Here is a 15,542-nt window from a genome sequence, read left to right on the forward strand (position 1 = left end):
ATACGATGACCGAGAGGGTCGAAAGGGCGGGACTTCAAGTCGCAAAGAGCCTTTCGGATTTCATAGAGGTACATGTGCTTCCGGGCCTGGAGGTTGCTTCGGAAGATTTGTGGAACGGTTTTTCAAAGCTGTTGCATGATCTGACACCGCGAAACAAAGAACTGCTGAAGGTCCGGCAATCCCTGCAGGATGCGATTGATGCCTGGCATGTAAAGCACCGCGACAAACCGCACGATCACGAAGCCTACAAGGCATTTTTGTCTGAAATCGGGTATCTTGTCCCTGAAGGCCCTGATTTTGAGATCGAAACCAAGTCTCTTGATCCGGAAATCGCCGAAATCGCTGGTCCTCAGCTTGTTGTTCCCGTTACCAATGCGCGTTTTGCCTTAAATGCAGCGAATGCGAGATGGGGCAGCCTTTATGACTGCCTTTATGGAACAGATGCGATTGGCCCGATCCCGGAGAACTTAAAAGAATACGACCGTGGGCGTGGTGCCCGCGTTGTCGGCCGGGTGAAAACGTACCTGGATGAGATTTTTCCGGTCTCCGGAATCAGCCATGCCGACGCGTATCGATACCAGATTGAAGACGGTCAGCTCGTGATAGATGGCTGTCCTTTGGAACGGCCTGAAAAGTTTGCCGGATATCGCGGCGATCCGGCTTCACCAGAAGTTGTTCTTCTAAAGAATAATGGACTTCATGTTGCAATAAACTTCGACGCGACGCACCCGATTGGAAAGCATGATCGTGCCAACATTTCGGATGTCGAAATTGAAAGTGCAATTACCGCTATTATTGATTGTGAAGATTCTGTCGCCTGCGTTGATGCGGATGACAAGGTCACAGCCTATACGAACTGGCTCGGTCTGATGCGGGGCGACCTTGAAGAGACGTTCACCAAAAACGGGAAGTCTGTGACACGCCGCTTGAACGAGGACAGAAGCTACATTGCGCCCGACGGATCTTCTTTTTCGCTAAAGGGCTGTACTCTGATGTGGGTCCGAAATGTCGGCCACCTGATGACAAACCCAGCCATCCTTGATCCCGACGGCAATGAAGTTTTCGAAGGACTCATTGACGCTGTTTTGACCGTGTTGATCTCTTTGCATGATCTTAAGCGGGACGGCGGGAACTCAAGCAGCGGGTCGATCTATATCGTGAAGCCTAAAATGCACGGGCCCGATGAGGTTGCTTTTGCAGATCAAATCATGGCCCGTGTTGAAGATCTGTTTGGCTTGCAACGACATACCGTCAAGATCGGAATCATGGATGAAGAACGGCGTAGTTCGGTCAATCTGAAAGAGTGTATCCGCGCCGCAAAACATCGCGTGGCGTTCATAAATACCGGCTTTTTGGATCGCACAGGGGATGAAATCCACACCTCCATGGAAGCAGGCCCGTTTTCAAGGAAGGCATTCATCAAACGGAAGTCCTGGATCACTGCCTATGAAAACCAGAATGTCGATATTGGACTTGAATGCGGCCTGGGCGGAAAGGCTCAGATTGGAAAGGGCATGTGGGCCATGCCCGATCAGATGGCAGACATGCTTGAACAGAAGATTGAGCACCCCCGATCAGGTGCAAATTGTGCATGGGTGCCTTCGCCAACAGCGGCCACCTTGCACGCTCTTCATTATCACAAAGTCAATGTCCGGAGTGTTCAGCAGAAGCTGGTTCGCGGTGGCAGACGTGCCTACGTGGACGCCTTGCTTGACATTCCACTAGCCACGTATCGCGCATGGAGCGAAGATCAGATTGTCGAGGAAGTTAAAAACAACGCCCAGGGGATCCTTGGCTATGTGGTCCGGTGGATTGATCTTGGCGTTGGGTGCTCGAAAGTTCCCGACATTCATGACATGGCTTTGATGGAAGACCGCGCAACCTGCCGCATCTCTGCGCAGCATATTGCGAACTGGCTGCATCATGGCGTTGTAACTGAGGCTCAGGTTCTCGCTGCATTCAAAAAAATGGCGAAGATCGTTGATCATCAGAATGCAGAAGAACCTGACTATGAACCATTGGGGCCCACATTCGATGGTGAGGCCTTCACGGCCGCCTGCGAACTTGTTCTGAAGGGTCGCGAACAGCCATCAGGATACACGGAACCGATACTGCATCACTGGCGCCTGCGTAAAAAAATGAGCGCAAACAAGCTCACTATGAAGAACTAATACTCAACCGGGACCAAGGAATTAGGTGCTGATACCCGGCGGAGGGGGACATGAACGGAGGAAAAAATGTCGTCACAACAAACTGGAAATATCTCAACAGGCGATCACTCGCCCCATGATGGGGAGACGCTGAACCCAGTCTCAAAAGAAGAAAAGAGCTGGGGCTGGTTTGCCATCTTCAATATCTGGGCCAACGATGTTCAGTCACTATTTGGCTATTCGCTGGTCGCGTCCTTGTTCATCTCCTACGGGGTGAGTGGTTGGACAGCTTTTTCTGCACTTATTGTTGCTGGTCTTATGGTTATGTTTTTCGTCAACCTGTCCGGGGCAGCCGGCGAGAAATATGGCATCCCATATCCTGTTTTTGCACGGGCTAGTATGGGGGTTGAGGGTGCGAAGCTGCCAGCGGTGTTACGTGCCGTTGTCGCGGTTTTCTGGTACGGGGTTCAGGTCTATTTTGCATCGACCGCGATCGCCTTGCTCATCAGATCACTAACCGGTGCTGAGGGCGGAACAGAGATTATGGGGCTAACTGGAATCGATTGGTTCTCGTTCTTCCTCGTATGGGTTTTCCATATCGCGATATTCTGGCGCGGAATGGCGTGGGTTGAAACATTCCTGAACATCGCCGGCCCCTTCGTCTATCTCGTTATGATCGGCCTTGTCATCGTTTTGTGGCAGCGTTCAGATGGTCAACTTTTGTCGGCGGCTCAGACGATCTTTGCAAATCCCGAGGGTACATTCAGCAGCGAATTCAAAGGCTTTATCGCCATTATCGGAACAATGGTGGCCTATTTCGCAGCCGTTATGATCAACTTCAGCGATTTCTCGCGATACGCGAAGGACAAGAACGCAATGGTGAAGGGTAACCTGGCTGGTCTGCCGTTCAACATGATCCTGTTCTCTGCGCTGGCCCTTCTGACCACTGCTGGTGCGGCTGTCGTCTTTGGCGAAGAAATCATCAACCCAACTGAGATCGTGGAGCGCACGGATAGCGTCCTTCTTGGTGTCATCGCGGCCGTGACGTTCTTTGCGGCTACCGTTGGTATCAACCTGGTTGCGAACTTCATCCCGGCTGTAAACGGGATTGCAAACCTGGCCCCTGGCAAGATTAGCTTCCGCAATGCGGGTCTGATTACATCGTTCTTTGCACTCGTCATTGGCGGTTTCTGGACGGCCTTCATCAGCCAGTTCGGGATCAGCGGATTCGTGAATACCCTTGGCGCCACATTGGCTCCGATCTACGGGATCATGATCGTTGACTATTACATGCTTCGCAAAGAGTCCCTCGATGTCGAGGATCTCTATGATCACAAAGGTGGCCGTTACTACTATGGTAATGGTTGGAACAACGCTGCGCTTACCGCCTTTGCGATTGCAGCCGTATTCTCCGTAGCTACAGTTTGGTTGCCTGCGCTTGGAATACTGTCTGGATACGCGTGGATCATCGGTGCGTTCCTTGGCGGCTTGATTTACAAGCAGATGGCAAACAATATCGAGCGGTAACGCTGAACAAATTCAGTGCCCCTTGCTTCGAATATTTCCATGGGGCACTGATCATCTTAGGAGCGGCTCGTTTTCGCTCCGCATACGGTCGTCGGCAACGCAATGATTGATCACCTGCAAGAATTCGCCAGATAAAAAGGGCTTGTCTGACATCAGCGCCCATAGTGTCCGCAATCAAATGAAGTGGTCCGACTGAGTTGATAGCGTTGCAGAACACGACAGCGTTCTATGGGGGTGAGCATCAAGGATTCCAAAGCACTGGTCCCCCGAAAATCTTCAGCCGGCTGGTCCAAACAAAGGTAGCAGGTCAAGCCTTTTGGTCTTGACCCCTGAAACTGGTCCAAATTGAGTGCAAAATTTTGGGTACATTTCTGGCAAGAGAAGGAATGTACCGGTGCCGAAGAAACGATTTAGCGACGAACAGATTGCCTTTGCGCTGAGGCAGGCGGAATCCGGAACAACGGTCGGCGAGATATGTCGCAAGAAGGGGATCGCTGAAGCGAAGTTCTATCGTTGGAAGAGAGTCTATGCAGGGATGACGGCATGAACGATGTCTGGGCAATGGACTTCATGTCGGACCGTCTATTTGACGAAAAACCTTTCCGAATTCTGACGATCTTGGACTGCTTTACAAGAGAAGCTCTCGCGACCGCTGCGAGGATGAGCTTCCGCGCTTATCAAGTCATCGAAGAACTGGATCGGTTGGCGAGGATCAGAGGTAGGCCTCGAAGAATATCTCCGAAGTCAGGCAGCTATGACGTTAGAAACAGCCTTGCGGCGTGAAGTTTGCCGTCGACTACGCTTTGGTGTTGTATCCGGCGGCGGAGGGGCCGCTTTCGGTGAGGTTGATATGTTTGCATAGTTTCCGTATTCGAGGCCCGCTTCAAACATCGCAATTACGTTTTCAGGCTTGCAGCCCGGATGAAGCGAGTTTGACGAGCAAAAAATATACCCGCCACCAGGCGCGCCGGTTTCAATAACCTGCCGGCTTTCACGAATGACGTCATCCGGTGTACCTGTTACCAGCGTCTCCAGACAATCAACGTTTCCGCAAACAGCCATCTTGCCAAACAGATAGGCTTTGGTTTGGGCAAGATCCATGCATTGCGGCTGTACGGGGTGGAAACCGTCAATGCCAAGCTCGATAAAGTCGTCAATCAGGCTCCAGACCATGCCGTCGCTATGTTTTACGACCTTCATGCCAAGTCCATGGGCATAATCTATCAGTTCTTTTTTGTACGGAAAGATGAACTCTCTGAAATGGTCGTGCGACATCAATGTGTAGTCGTTTCCGCACAAGTCACCGTCCATGACGATGAAGTCCATCTTCAGGTTGTATTTTGCAATCCGGTACAGTTCTTTCGTGAACTCGACGACCGTTCGCATGGTTTCGTGCACCAGAACGGGGTCGGTCGCGAAGGCGAAAAGCAGCTTGTCCATGCCGCCCAAAACCAGCCACGCCTCATGAAACGGTCCTTTGGCATTCAGGGCATGGGCACGGTCTGGCAGAGCTTTTTGAACCATGCGAATTCCATCGAAGTCTTTGTCTTCAATGCGCCCAACCATGTCGTAATTCTTCAGATCCTGAACGGTTTTCACTTCCGAGCTCCAAATCCCGGGCTCCCCGTGTTCGCTCAGAAGAAACGTTCGGCCATAACGATCCCGACCGTAATCTGCATCAATTGCTTCGAATCCAGTCCCATACACATTTGACGTGCAGTCAACAGAAAGCGCATCGACAACACTACAGTACAGGTGAACCGATTCCTCAGTTTCATCGCCCCGACGCAGAACCGAGCCTTCATGATGAGTGAGCAGCCCGAGCTTCTCGGCAACTCCAATTGTCAGGGGCTCGTCAAACCAATCATACATTGGCACGCGATCTGGGATTTCGAGGTTCAGTGCCTTGAGCGTACGTTCGCGGCCGTTCATGTTTGATACTCTCGTTTGATAGCTTTCATTTGACCATGCTTTGGATTTTAAGACTGGTTTTCATAGGAGAACACTGTGAAACCCTCTATACCTCAATACGAAAAAGCTATGGAGAAAGCTGTGACATTGAAGAATGAGCTGCCGCCACCCAACAGTTTGGTTGTATTCGAGAGCGCGGCGCGCCTGATGAATTTCACACTTGCCGCAAGTGAACTGAATATTGCGCAACCTTCCGTAACCAGGCAGATTGCCAATCTCGAAAGCAGTCTTGGGGCAAAACTTTTTCTTCGAAAGAATAACAAGATTGCACTGACCAATGATGGTGAGCGGCTCAAGGCATCGGTTTCCGACGGGCTGCGCGGAATTGCGGCCACATCGGCCGCAATACGAAAATCGCAAAACTCTGAACTGTCACTCGCATGTACTTATGGAATTGCTCATTTCTGGTTAGTACCCAGATTGACAGAAATCCGGTCTGAACTGCCCGATACAGAAATCAGGCTGATCGTTAGTGATTTCCTGACAGGAGATCATGTGGCCAACGCCGATTTTTGCATTCGGTACGGCGATGGTAAGTGGCCGGGAACAACAGCACAAAGACTATTCCCAGAAACAGTTTATCCGATCGCCTCGCCTGGATTTTGCGAAATGCATGGCTTACGCCCTGAAAGTTTTCAACCCAATCTCTGGAAACCCGAGTGGCTGCTACATCAAGATGATGGTGAAATGGGGTGGCTCGGTTGGCGACAATGGTTCCGGAATTATGGAATGGAAGAGCCACCTGTCGAAGATTGTAGATATTTACACAGCTATCCAATCGTTGTAGATGCGTCGCTGCGCGGTGAGGGGATCGCACTCGGCCTCGCCGCTCTTACGGACGATTTAGTGGAAAGTGGGAAAGCAATTTGTTTGGGACCCCAGCTTCAACCGCTAAATGCGGGATACTACATTACCTTTTCCTCCGAACTCAGTGAGCGAAAGCCAGCTAGGCGTCTATTGACGTTGCTTCAGAGCATTTAGGTGACCTGCTTCCCGGCGAACCGGCCGCCGGGAAGCAGGTTTAATGAAAGGCGGTGATCAGGCCTTCCACCAGCGTTCAATAAAGCGCAGGCCGTCAAGATCCCAGTTCGACGCCATATCGTCATGCGCAACCGAGCCGTTGGTGGCAAACACATAGTTCGCGAACATCGGGATGATCACGCCGCCATCATTTGCAACGATATCCTGCATTTCCCAATACATTTGACGGCGCTTGTCGTCGTCCAGTTCAGCCCTTGCCGATTTCAGCAACTCTTCAAAGCGATCATTGCACCAGAAGCTGTCATTCCACGGAGCGCCACAGGAATAGGCGGTCGTGAACATCTGATCCTCGACCGGGCGTCCGCTCCAGTATACTGCGGAAAACGGCTTCTTCATCCAGACATCCGACCAATAGCCGTCCTTGGGTTCACGCACGACCTTGAGGTCGATTCCGGCGGCCTTGGCCGAGGCCTGGAACAACACACCGGCATCCACCGAACCGCCGAATGCGGCATCCGACGCTGACAGGCTGACAGAAACGCTGTCCAGCCCGGATTGCTGCAAGTACCATTTGGACTTGTCCGGATCATAGGTTTTCTGTTCCAACTCGCTGTTGAAATAACGTTGGCCGCTGCCGATCGGGTGGTCGTTGCCGACCGAGCCGTAACCAAACAGGATTTTCTCGACCAACTCTTCCCGGTTGATACCGTATTTCAGAGCCTGACGCACATTGTTGTCGGTGAACGGGTCCTGATTGGCAGACATCGCAAAGGTGAAATGCTGAGTGCCGGAAACACTCTTGATACTAACGTCCGGCTTGCGCTGCAACAAGGCTGCGGTTTTGAGGTCGATGCGGTCCACGGCATCAACATCGCCCGAGACAAGCGCGGTTGTGCGGGCATTCTGGTCGATCAGAGCCAGAATCTCGACACTGTCAAACCAGCCCACATCGGGATTCCAGTGGTTCTCATTGCGTTCGACAACTGCCGAAATACCCGGCTGGAAGCTTTTCAGTTTGTAGCTGCCGCATCCGATGCCCGACTGCCAGTCGATCCCGTCACCGTCGGCAGGACAGATGACCAAATGGGGATCACTCAGGATGAACGGAAAGTCAGCATTACCGCCACTAAGCTTGAAAACAACCACGTCACCTTCGATGGACAGGTCCACAATCGGTGCAACGATTGGTTTCGCGGCCGAGGTCGAATCTTCACCACGATGGTAGTTGATCGAGTTTGCAACGTCCTGGGCAGTTACCGTCTTGCCATTGTGGAATGTCACACCACTGCGAATCTTGACCCGCCATTCGGTCGCGTCATCGGATGCTTCCCAGCTCTCCGCTACTTCCGGTTTGAGCGTGCCATCCTGTGCAACCTCGGTCAATCGGCCATGAGTCGCAAAGACCACCGCCGTAATCATGTTGTTTTCATAAGTCGCAGGGTTCATTGTATCCGACGTCTGACCATGCCCCAGGCCAATCCGTAGATGACCGCCACGCTTTGGGGCGGCGGAGGCCCGTAGTGGCATGCCTGCGACAACTGCCCCTGCGGCAGCGGTTTGCAGGAAATTGCGGCGACTAAGGCGCCCGGTTTTTGAAAGTGTCATGTTTTCCTCCTAGTGGCCGGTAAATTTTGGCTTTGTGATCTGAGCGGAGTCCGGCCTTTGTCCGCCCCTGTTTCTCCTCTTATCGAGGGATTCTTTGTGCGTGAGACTATCGATCTCAGCAAAAACCGGGTATGATTTATCGTAGTCCAGTTCCACAACATCACAATCCGGCATCCGGCGAGTCATTCCCGCGCGAATTTCTTTGAAATTTCCACGTGCGAATACCGGCCCTAACCAGGCATCGTGGTGACAGATGATCGCCCGTTTCAGGCCAAGCATTCGGACATCTTCAGTCAGAAAATTCACCAGAGACCCCTGAATGGGTTCGCCATCGGTATTGGCGCGGCCTGATGCGGCTAGGATACCCACATCGGCACTGAGGCGTTCGGTGATACCCGTCCAGCGGCCCGGCGTGTCCCGGAAAAACAGGCGCCCGTCAGGCGTGTCGATGATGAAACACAGCGTACCGCCGTCGCCGCGGCCCCCCTGGTCCGAGCGGGCCATGTGCGTGGCCAGATCAGCAGACAAACTCCCCAGCCCATCCAGCATCGTTTTTTCGGCAATCCGGCGTTCCAAGTAATCGACATGCATGCCGCCTATGCAGGAAAACTCTGGGTCTTGATCGTCGTAATCCGCCCAGTTGCAGGCATGCAGTGCGGGGTAAACCTCAACGCGAACCCCATGGCCCAGCGGGATCGTCTCACCGCCCGACACCGGCCACAATTGATGGTCAGGCACCCCGGCAGCCGCCATGATCCTGATCGTTTCATACGACCCGATGATCGGCGCGCCGGTGCGCAGGGCGATACATTCCGCGCCCCAGATATGATCAAAATGGCTGTGGCCGATCAATATGAAGTCGCATTCGCTGATGTCGTCGGCAGACGCGCCCTCGCGTCCGTCTGCACCCGGCACTCGATCAATATAGGCATCCAGGAAAACGGTCAGCCCCGCAGTCTTCAGGCGGAACGTCGCGCATCCGAACCAGTCGAGTTGTGTTGTCATGAGCTGACCTGCTTCAATATGGTGCCTCGACATCGTTCAACGAAACGTAGACCGATTTCATTTCGCTGTAATGGTTGATTGCCAATTTCGAGTTTTCGCGTCCGACGCCCGAAAGTTTGGTTCCCCCGAACGGGGCCTCGACCGGTGCCAGGTTGTAGGTATTGATGAAACAGCTTCCGGCCTCCAACTCGGCAACCACGCGGTGCGCGCGGGTCAGGTCTGCGGTAAACACCCCGGCTGCAAGGCCGAATTCGGTGGCATTGGCTCGCTCGATCGCCTCTCCTTCGGTATCGAAATCCAGCACGCTCATTACCGGGCCGAAAATTTCTTCGCGGGCAATGGTCATATCGTCGTTCACATCCGCAAAGACGGTTGGTTCAAGATAGAACCCGCTGCGGTCGAGTTGTTTGCCGCCGCACACAAGTCGTGCGCCTTCCTCGACGCCCTTGGCGATATAGCCTTTGACGATGTTCATTTGCCGTTCGCTGACCATAGGACCAAAACTGACCTCAATGTCCATAGGGTCGCCGATTTTTGCATTGGCCAGGCGTTCCCTGATACGCGTGAGAAAGGCTTCTTTTATGCCCTTTTGCACAAAGACGCGGGTCCCGTTTGAGCAGACCTGCCCCGAGGAGTAAAAATTGCCCAGGATTGCACCACCCACAGCGTTCTCGACATCGGCATCGTCAAAAATGATCAGCGGCGACTTCCCTCCCAGCTCCATCGTGACATGTTTCATTTCTGCGGCGGCAGCTGCATAGACTTTCTTGCCGGTCGGAACCGATCCGGTCAGGGAGACCTTGGCGACACGCGGGTCGGTGACCAGAGCTGCGCCAACATCGCCATAACCCTGAACCACGTTGAAAACACCAGGGGGCGCCCCGGCTTCGATCAGGATCTCGGCCACTTTCAGCGCCGACAATGGCGTGGTTTCCGAGGGTTTGAAAATCATGGTATTGCCGCAAGCCAGCGCAGGCGCGCCTTTCCAGCAGGCAATCTGGGTCGGGTAATTCCAGGCACCGATCCCGACACAGACCCCAAGCGCTTCGCGGCGCGTATAGACAAAATCGCCGCCCGGAAGCTGTATGTGTTCGCCCGTCAGGCTGCCTGCAAGGCCACCAAAATACTCCAGCGCATCTGCGCCCGATGTGGCATCCGCAACCGTCGTTTCCTGCAGGGGTTTACCGGTGTCGTGGGTTTCAAGGACACTCAGGTCATGGTTGCGCTCGCGCATGATGTCGGCGGCCCGGCGCAGGACCCTTCCTTGTTCGGTGCCGGATATCGCCGCCCATTCTTTTTGAGCCTTTCGCGCCGAAGCCAACGCCAGTTCGATCACTGCCGGGGTTGCCGAATACAGGCGCGCGATCACGTCGCCCGAAGCCGGATAAATCACGTCGATGGGCGCGCCATCCGCATCCTCGATATATTTGCCATTGATGAAATGGCTTGCGTCAGGCTGACATTTCATGAAAGTTGCCTTTCGATTGTTTAGTCACGAAGTCACGGACCATGTCCGCACCTTTTTCCGCGATGACGATGGTTGCTGCATGGGTGTTACCGGTGGTCACGGTCGGCATGACGGATGCATCAATGACCCTCAGGCCTTCGATCCCGCGCACCCGCAGGAAAGGGTCCACCACGGCACCGGGATCATCGATCGCCCCCATTCGGCAGGTTCCGACAAGGTGGTGGCTCAAGCCCGCGCATTTGCGGATCCAATTATCGAGTGCCGCCGGGTCGGTCACCTCTGCACCGGGCACCAATTCACCTTTCGTCAGTTTCGCCAGGGCTGGCTGCGACACGATCTTGCGGATCATCGCCACCGACGCACGGTAGACGGCCACATCGCGGTCTTCCTGCAGGAAGTTGAACACAAACCTGGGCTGAACCGAAATGTCATCGGATACGATGTGTGACTGACCCCGACTCTTGCAACTGATCAATTCCACATAGACCTGATAGCCGTGCACGTCCTCGGCCCCCGTGGTCCCGGTCAGTGCCAGCGGCAGGAAGGTCAACTGATAGTCTGGGCGGTCGCTATCCTTGAAGGCGCGCAGAAAGGCGCCCGCCTCGAAATGGTTTGTCGCAGCGGCCCCCGTCCTCGAAAAGAGCCATTTTGATCCGGCTACAATTTTGCCAGGACCTCTGGTTGCCGAAAGTATCGAGTACGGGCCAGTGCATTTGAATGTCATGGCAATCGTAGGGTGGGTATGGAAGTTTTCCCCCACCCCCGGCAGCGCATGACGCAAAGTGATCCCGACCTCGCGCAGAACATCGGGATTGCCAATCCCGGATAGCTCCAGAAGCTGTGGACTGGCGACGGATCCGGCACAGAGCAGAACCTCGCGCCGGGCGGAAAACTGGCTGACACCGCCCCGTCTCCGGACGTCCACGCCTGTGCAGATTTTTCCGTCAAAACGTAAGCGCTGTACGGTATGGCCGGTCAGAACCACCAGGTTCTTCCGTTTGCGTACCGGATCCAGATAACCGCGCCGTACATCCCCGCGCACTCCGGAGCGCGTGTTTTGATGCAGCACGCAGAACCCGTCCTGATTGCCGGAATTGTAATTTGGGTTGATGGTTTCGCCGGCCTCCTGAGCGCTTTCCAGAAACGCCCGGCTCAACACCTGCTTTTCGGGCCGACCACGCGTGACCGGTATCGGGCCCGCATGCCCCATTCGGGGATCGTCAGCATCTTCGAAGGATTCGATACGGCGAAAATAGGGCTCGACCGAAGCCCAGTCCCACTCGGTTGCACCGGAATCAGCCCAATCGTTATAGTCTTGAGGGTGGCCTCGTACCCAAACCAGGCCGTTAATCGAAGACGATCCCCCAAGAACACGGCCCATTTTGTAAGGCTGCGTCTTGTCGGCGGCAAACGGCTCGGGCTCAGAACGGTAGGGCCAGTGATACTGGCCCTTTTGGTAGAGCGGACCAAGGCCCGCTGGCATGTTCATCAGCATCGGGCGGGCATCGGGCCCGTCTTCCAGCATCAGGACAGTTGTCTTACTATCTTCGGTCAAGCGAGCTGCGAGAACGCAGCCTGCGGTGCCACCGCCAACAATTATATAGTCGTAGGCGGCAGCACCCATGATCAGACCTGAACGTGTGGTCCTACCCCTTCGGGCAGGTCTTTCGCCATCACAAGTTCTTCTTTTGTGATGACCTGCAAGAGAACCGGGATGCCCTGATCAGCCTTCTCGATTGCACGCTTGTAGGCTGGGATCAGCTCTGCCGGGTCAGTGATGGTCTCGGCATAGCCGCCGAAAGCTTCGGCCATAGCGGCATAATCCCCGCCCAGGGCCTCGATCTGATACTTCTCGCAGGCATTCGGATGATGCTTGGTGTAGCCACCCATGATCGAGTTTTTCAGGATGATGGTGATCGTCCCGATCTTCAGTCGCACGGCGGTTTCAAAATCCATACCGGTCATGCCGATGGCCGCATCGCCCATCACATGCACGCAAGTCCAGTCTGGATTGGCCAGTTTGGCACCCTGCATCAGACCAAGGCTCATGCCCAATTGCGTGGTCTTGCCCCAGCCCATATAGCCGTGGGGAACAATCGCCTCCCAAAACGGGGTGGTCTGGTCGCGGGGCGATCCGGCTTCGTGCGTCATCACGGTCTTGGTGCGGTCAACGGTGTTCATCAGATCCCAGACTACGCGGTACGGGCTGATCGGCTGTTCATCCGAGGTCAGCCTGTCCATCCACTTGTCAAGGAAGGCCTGTTTTTCGGCGACCACCTGTTCATGCACCTCGGGGCGCGACCGCCCCGCACCAGCAGTCTTGGCCTTGATGATGTCGATCAGAGCGGCCATTGACGGCTTGGCATCTCCGATGACACCCAGGTCCACCGGATAATCCTTGGAGATGTCACCTTCCCAGTTTGTCAGTTGCAGGAATGTCCGATCTGCGGTTGGGAAGGGTGTGATATAATCAGATTTGGTGAACGACGTACCCAGACCCAACACCACATCAGCCCGCTCCAGCGCACGGTTGACCCCATCGGGACGGGCACCACCGGCACAGCCTGCCGAGAGGGGGTGGTTTTCGGGGAACGCGCTTTTGCCGTTCAGGGTCGAAATCACCGGCACATCGAGAAGATCGGCCAGCGCAACCAGTTCATCAGTGGCTTGGGCATAAAGAATGCCCTGGCCCGCGATGATGATCGGATAGTCCGCGGCCAGAACCTTGTCCGCCATGTCCGCAAGATCGGCCTGATCCGCACAGGGGGCAGAACGCCGCTGCGGCTTGTAACTGTCCAGAAGGGCCGGATCGACCTCTTCGGTGAAAATGTCGATGGGAATTTCCAGCGACACAGGTCCGGGACGGCCATTGCGCATCAGGGCAAAGGCGTTCTGCATCATCTGTGGAATGCGGTCGGATTGCAGCACCATCTCGCACCACTTGTTCACAAGCTGGGCGTTGCGGGCGTAGTTATAGTTCGGGCTGACCCCCTGTTCAGGGCGGGCATAACCGCCGGGCATGTGCAGCACCGGCACGTTGTCGGCAAAACACTGCCCTACGGCGCCCACCGCATTCTCCGATCCCGGACCATATTGCACGGTCGTACAGCAGATTTTGCGCCCCGCCGACATACGCGCATAGCCATCAGCGATGTGCAATGCGTGACGTTCCTGCCGCACGATCAGCGGTTTGATGCCAAGCTTGGCACCACAGTCGATGATGTCGCTGTGGGGAAAGGCCGGGATGAACTCGACGCCCTCTTTTTTCAGAATGCCTGCAATGAGATCCGCACCGTTCATGAGCATGCCTCCAACATGAATCACAATTATCCGACTGAGTCTTGCCACAATCAGGCCCAATCACTGTGTCTTTTTGATTTATTTTTGTGCCATTTTCGTTTAGTCAGCACCATGGCCCTGCGAAATTACCTGATCTATCTGGCACCGCAGTTCTCAATGATGAGCCTGCTGCCGCTGACCGAAGTTCTCCGCAAGGCGAATGAGCTCTCAGACACGCTCCTTTATTCCTATGAATTTGTCTCCGCCGGGCCCGAGGTGAAGGCGGTGAACGGCATGTCGATCAAGACCAGGGCCCAGCTGCTCAAGAACGATGCGTGCACCGGGGTCATTGTCTGCGCATCCTATCAGCTTCAGATCAGGAACGATAAATCCCTGCATGGATGGCTGCGCTGGAACGCCCGCCACGGTGTGCCCATCGGTGTGACGGACACCGGCGCTTTCATCGCTGCACAGGCGGGGTTGGATTGGAACGTGCCGATCTGTGTGCACTGGCAGTCACGCGCCGCCTTTCACGAACGCCATCCGGACATGGCCACGTCAGAAAAACTGTTCGAATACACGCCGCAGCGGTTTTCCTGCATCGGGGCGGCAGCCGGGCTCGATCTGATGCTGCATATCCTGGCAGAGCATCACGGGCCGGATTTTGCAGCGCAGGTGGGCAGTCATCTGGTCTTTGGGCATCAGAACGACCGCATGCTAAGCCGCAAGAGCAATCTGGCAGAATTTATTGGGCAGGTGACAGATCCACGCCTGGAACATGTGCTTCTTGCGATGGAACAATCCTCTGGCCCCCGGCGCAGTATGCCGGAATTCGCCGCAGAGGCGGGCCTGACGGTCGGGCAACTCAACCGGCTGTTCAAGAAGCACTTTTCGAAAACGCCGGCGCGTGTTTTCCAATTGTCGCGTCTCAGGCGGGCACAAGGGCTGATCCGCACCACAGCAATGCCGATCGAAGCAATAGCGGAGGCGTGCGGGTTTGCCAGCCGGTCCCAGTTCGCACACAGCTACAAGGCAGAGTTCGGACTTTCCCCCGGTCAGGTAAGGGGCACCTGGGATCAAAAAAGGTAGGCCGCAATTCGGCCCAAAGCACTTCCGGAAAAGGTTAATAGACTTATTCGGTTCGAAAATGCGTAAGAAAGACTTCTGCGTAGCGGCCAGACTTTTTGCTGATAGCGGGGGTTCTTGTCTGCTTCCTGTTCCCTGATTATCGGAATAATCTGTAGGTCAATGGATCTTGGCGTCGTTTTACGCCCTTAAGTTGGTCTTGACCTCTGAAACTGTCCGACTGAGAGCGGAATTTTTTGGTACATTCTGGCAAGAGAGGGAGTGTACCGATGCCGAAGAAACGATTCAGCGATGAACATATGCCTTTGCGATGAGGCAGGCGGAAGCCGGGATAACGGTTGGCGAGACTTGCCGAGAAATGGGTATCGCGGAAGCGACGTTCTATCGTTGGAAGAAGGTGTATGCCGGGATGCGCGCGTCGGAAAACCCGCCCAATACCCACTGAAAGGAACGCTGCGATGAGCTTGATC

At 54.7% G+C, this 15,542-nt stretch carries 11 protein-coding genes and 2 pseudogenes; 7 read left to right on the forward strand and 6 right to left on the reverse strand.

Annotated elements, in window-relative coordinates; translation table 11 throughout:
* Positions 1-5 precede the first annotated feature (5 nt).
* From V6N02_RS20525 to V6N02_RS20540, 4 genes and pseudogenes are all read left to right on the forward strand, one after another.
* Positions 6-2,171, forward strand: a complete 2,166-nt coding sequence (locus tag V6N02_RS20525) for a malate synthase G (RefSeq protein WP_371228982.1) — start codon at positions 6-8, stop codon at positions 2,169-2,171.
* A 66-nt stretch (positions 2,172-2,237) separates the two neighbouring features.
* Positions 2,238-3,677 (forward strand): NCS1 family nucleobase:cation symporter-1, encoded by a 1,440-nt coding sequence (locus tag V6N02_RS20530; protein WP_371228985.1) that lies wholly within the window; start codon positions 2,238-2,240, stop codon positions 3,675-3,677.
* A gap of 394 nt (positions 3,678-4,071) precedes the next feature.
* A pseudogene (locus V6N02_RS20535) lies at positions 4,072-4,215 on the forward strand (transposase); the annotation flags it as partial.
* Positions 4,216-4,217: 2 nt separating this feature from the next.
* Positions 4,218-4,427: pseudogene (locus tag V6N02_RS20540) on the forward strand (IS3 family transposase); the annotation flags it as partial.
* Here the strand turns inward: V6N02_RS20540 and V6N02_RS20545 are convergent.
* Positions 4,422-5,609, reverse strand: a complete 1,188-nt coding sequence (locus V6N02_RS20545; RefSeq protein WP_371228988.1) for a uroporphyrinogen decarboxylase family protein — start codon at positions 5,607-5,609, stop codon at positions 4,422-4,424. The pseudogene V6N02_RS20540 and the gene V6N02_RS20545 overlap by 6 nt on opposite strands.
* Positions 5,610-5,717: 108 nt before the next feature.
* Between V6N02_RS20545 and V6N02_RS20550 the strand changes: the two genes are divergently transcribed.
* Positions 5,718-6,629, forward strand: coding sequence for a LysR family transcriptional regulator (locus tag V6N02_RS20550; protein ID WP_371228991.1), 912 nt, complete (start codon positions 5,718-5,720; stop codon positions 6,627-6,629).
* Between the two features lie 57 nt (positions 6,630-6,686).
* Here V6N02_RS20550 and V6N02_RS20555 read toward each other — a convergent pair whose 3' ends face one another.
* From V6N02_RS20555 to V6N02_RS20575, 5 genes are read right to left on the reverse strand one after another with little or no spacing between them, the layout of a single operon-like run.
* Entirely contained in the window at positions 6,687-8,234 is a 1,548-nt protein-coding gene (locus V6N02_RS20555) for an ABC transporter substrate-binding protein (protein WP_371228993.1), read from the reverse strand.
* A 9-nt stretch (positions 8,235-8,243) separates the two neighbouring features.
* Positions 8,244-9,239: an MBL fold metallo-hydrolase gene (locus tag V6N02_RS20560; protein WP_371228996.1), complete on the reverse strand. Its 996-nt coding sequence runs from the start codon at positions 9,237-9,239 to the stop codon at positions 8,244-8,246.
* A gap of 13 nt (positions 9,240-9,252) precedes the next feature.
* On the reverse strand, positions 9,253-10,707 hold the full coding sequence (betB, locus tag V6N02_RS20565; protein WP_371228997.1) for a betaine-aldehyde dehydrogenase: 1,455 nt from the start codon (positions 10,705-10,707) through the stop codon (positions 9,253-9,255).
* On the reverse strand, positions 10,691-12,331 hold the full coding sequence (locus tag V6N02_RS20570; RefSeq protein WP_371229000.1) for a GMC family oxidoreductase: 1,641 nt from the start codon (positions 12,329-12,331) through the stop codon (positions 10,691-10,693). The genes betB and V6N02_RS20570 overlap by 17 nt, the downstream gene beginning before the upstream one ends.
* A gap of 2 nt (positions 12,332-12,333) precedes the next feature.
* Positions 12,334-14,007: a thiamine pyrophosphate-requiring protein gene (locus tag V6N02_RS20575; RefSeq protein ID WP_371229003.1), complete on the reverse strand. Its 1,674-nt coding sequence runs from the start codon at positions 14,005-14,007 to the stop codon at positions 12,334-12,336.
* Here V6N02_RS20575 and V6N02_RS20580 point away from each other — a divergent pair.
* Together V6N02_RS20580 and V6N02_RS20585 are read left to right on the forward strand one after the other, a co-directional pair.
* On the forward strand, positions 13,936-15,075 hold the full coding sequence (locus tag V6N02_RS20580; RefSeq protein WP_371229005.1) for a GlxA family transcriptional regulator: 1,140 nt from the start codon (positions 13,936-13,938) through the stop codon (positions 15,073-15,075). The two genes, V6N02_RS20575 and V6N02_RS20580, sit on opposite strands and share 72 nt — an antisense overlap.
* Positions 15,076-15,382: 307 nt before the next feature.
* Positions 15,383-15,517 carry a transposase gene (locus V6N02_RS20585; protein WP_371229008.1) on the forward strand — a complete coding sequence of 45 codons (135 nt, stop codon included), beginning with the start codon at positions 15,383-15,385 and terminating at the stop codon, positions 15,515-15,517.
* Positions 15,518-15,542: the final 25 nt, after the last annotated feature.

The organism is Roseovarius conchicola (assembly GCF_041403425.1).
Classification (GTDB): Bacteria; Pseudomonadota; Alphaproteobacteria; order Rhodobacterales; family Rhodobacteraceae; genus Roseovarius; species Roseovarius conchicola.

Coding starts and splice junctions, on each gene's coding strand:
- V6N02_RS20525 (WP_371228982.1), top strand. CDS start 6: ATGACCGAGAGGGTCGAAAGGGCGGGACTTCAAGTCGCAAAGAGCCTT.
- V6N02_RS20530 (WP_371228985.1), top strand. CDS start 2,238: ATGTCGTCACAACAAACTGGAAATATCTCAACAGGCGATCACTCGCCC.
- V6N02_RS20545 (WP_371228988.1), bottom strand. CDS start 5,609: ATGAACGGCCGCGAACGTACGCTCAAGGCACTGAACCTCGAAATCCCA.
- V6N02_RS20550 (WP_371228991.1), top strand. CDS start 5,718: ATGGAGAAAGCTGTGACATTGAAGAATGAGCTGCCGCCACCCAACAGT.
- V6N02_RS20555 (WP_371228993.1), bottom strand. CDS start 8,234: ATGACACTTTCAAAAACCGGGCGCCTTAGTCGCCGCAATTTCCTGCAA.
- V6N02_RS20560 (WP_371228996.1), bottom strand. CDS start 9,239: ATGACAACACAACTCGACTGGTTCGGATGCGCGACGTTCCGCCTGAAG.
- betB (WP_371228997.1), bottom strand. CDS start 10,707: ATGAAATGTCAGCCTGACGCAAGCCATTTCATCAATGGCAAATATATC.
- V6N02_RS20570 (WP_371229000.1), bottom strand. CDS start 12,331: ATGGGTGCTGCCGCCTACGACTATATAATTGTTGGCGGTGGCACCGCA.
- V6N02_RS20575 (WP_371229003.1), bottom strand. CDS start 14,007: ATGAACGGTGCGGATCTCATTGCAGGCATTCTGAAAAAAGAGGGCGTC.
- V6N02_RS20585 (WP_371229008.1), top strand. CDS start 15,383: ATGAGGCAGGCGGAAGCCGGGATAACGGTTGGCGAGACTTGCCGAGAA.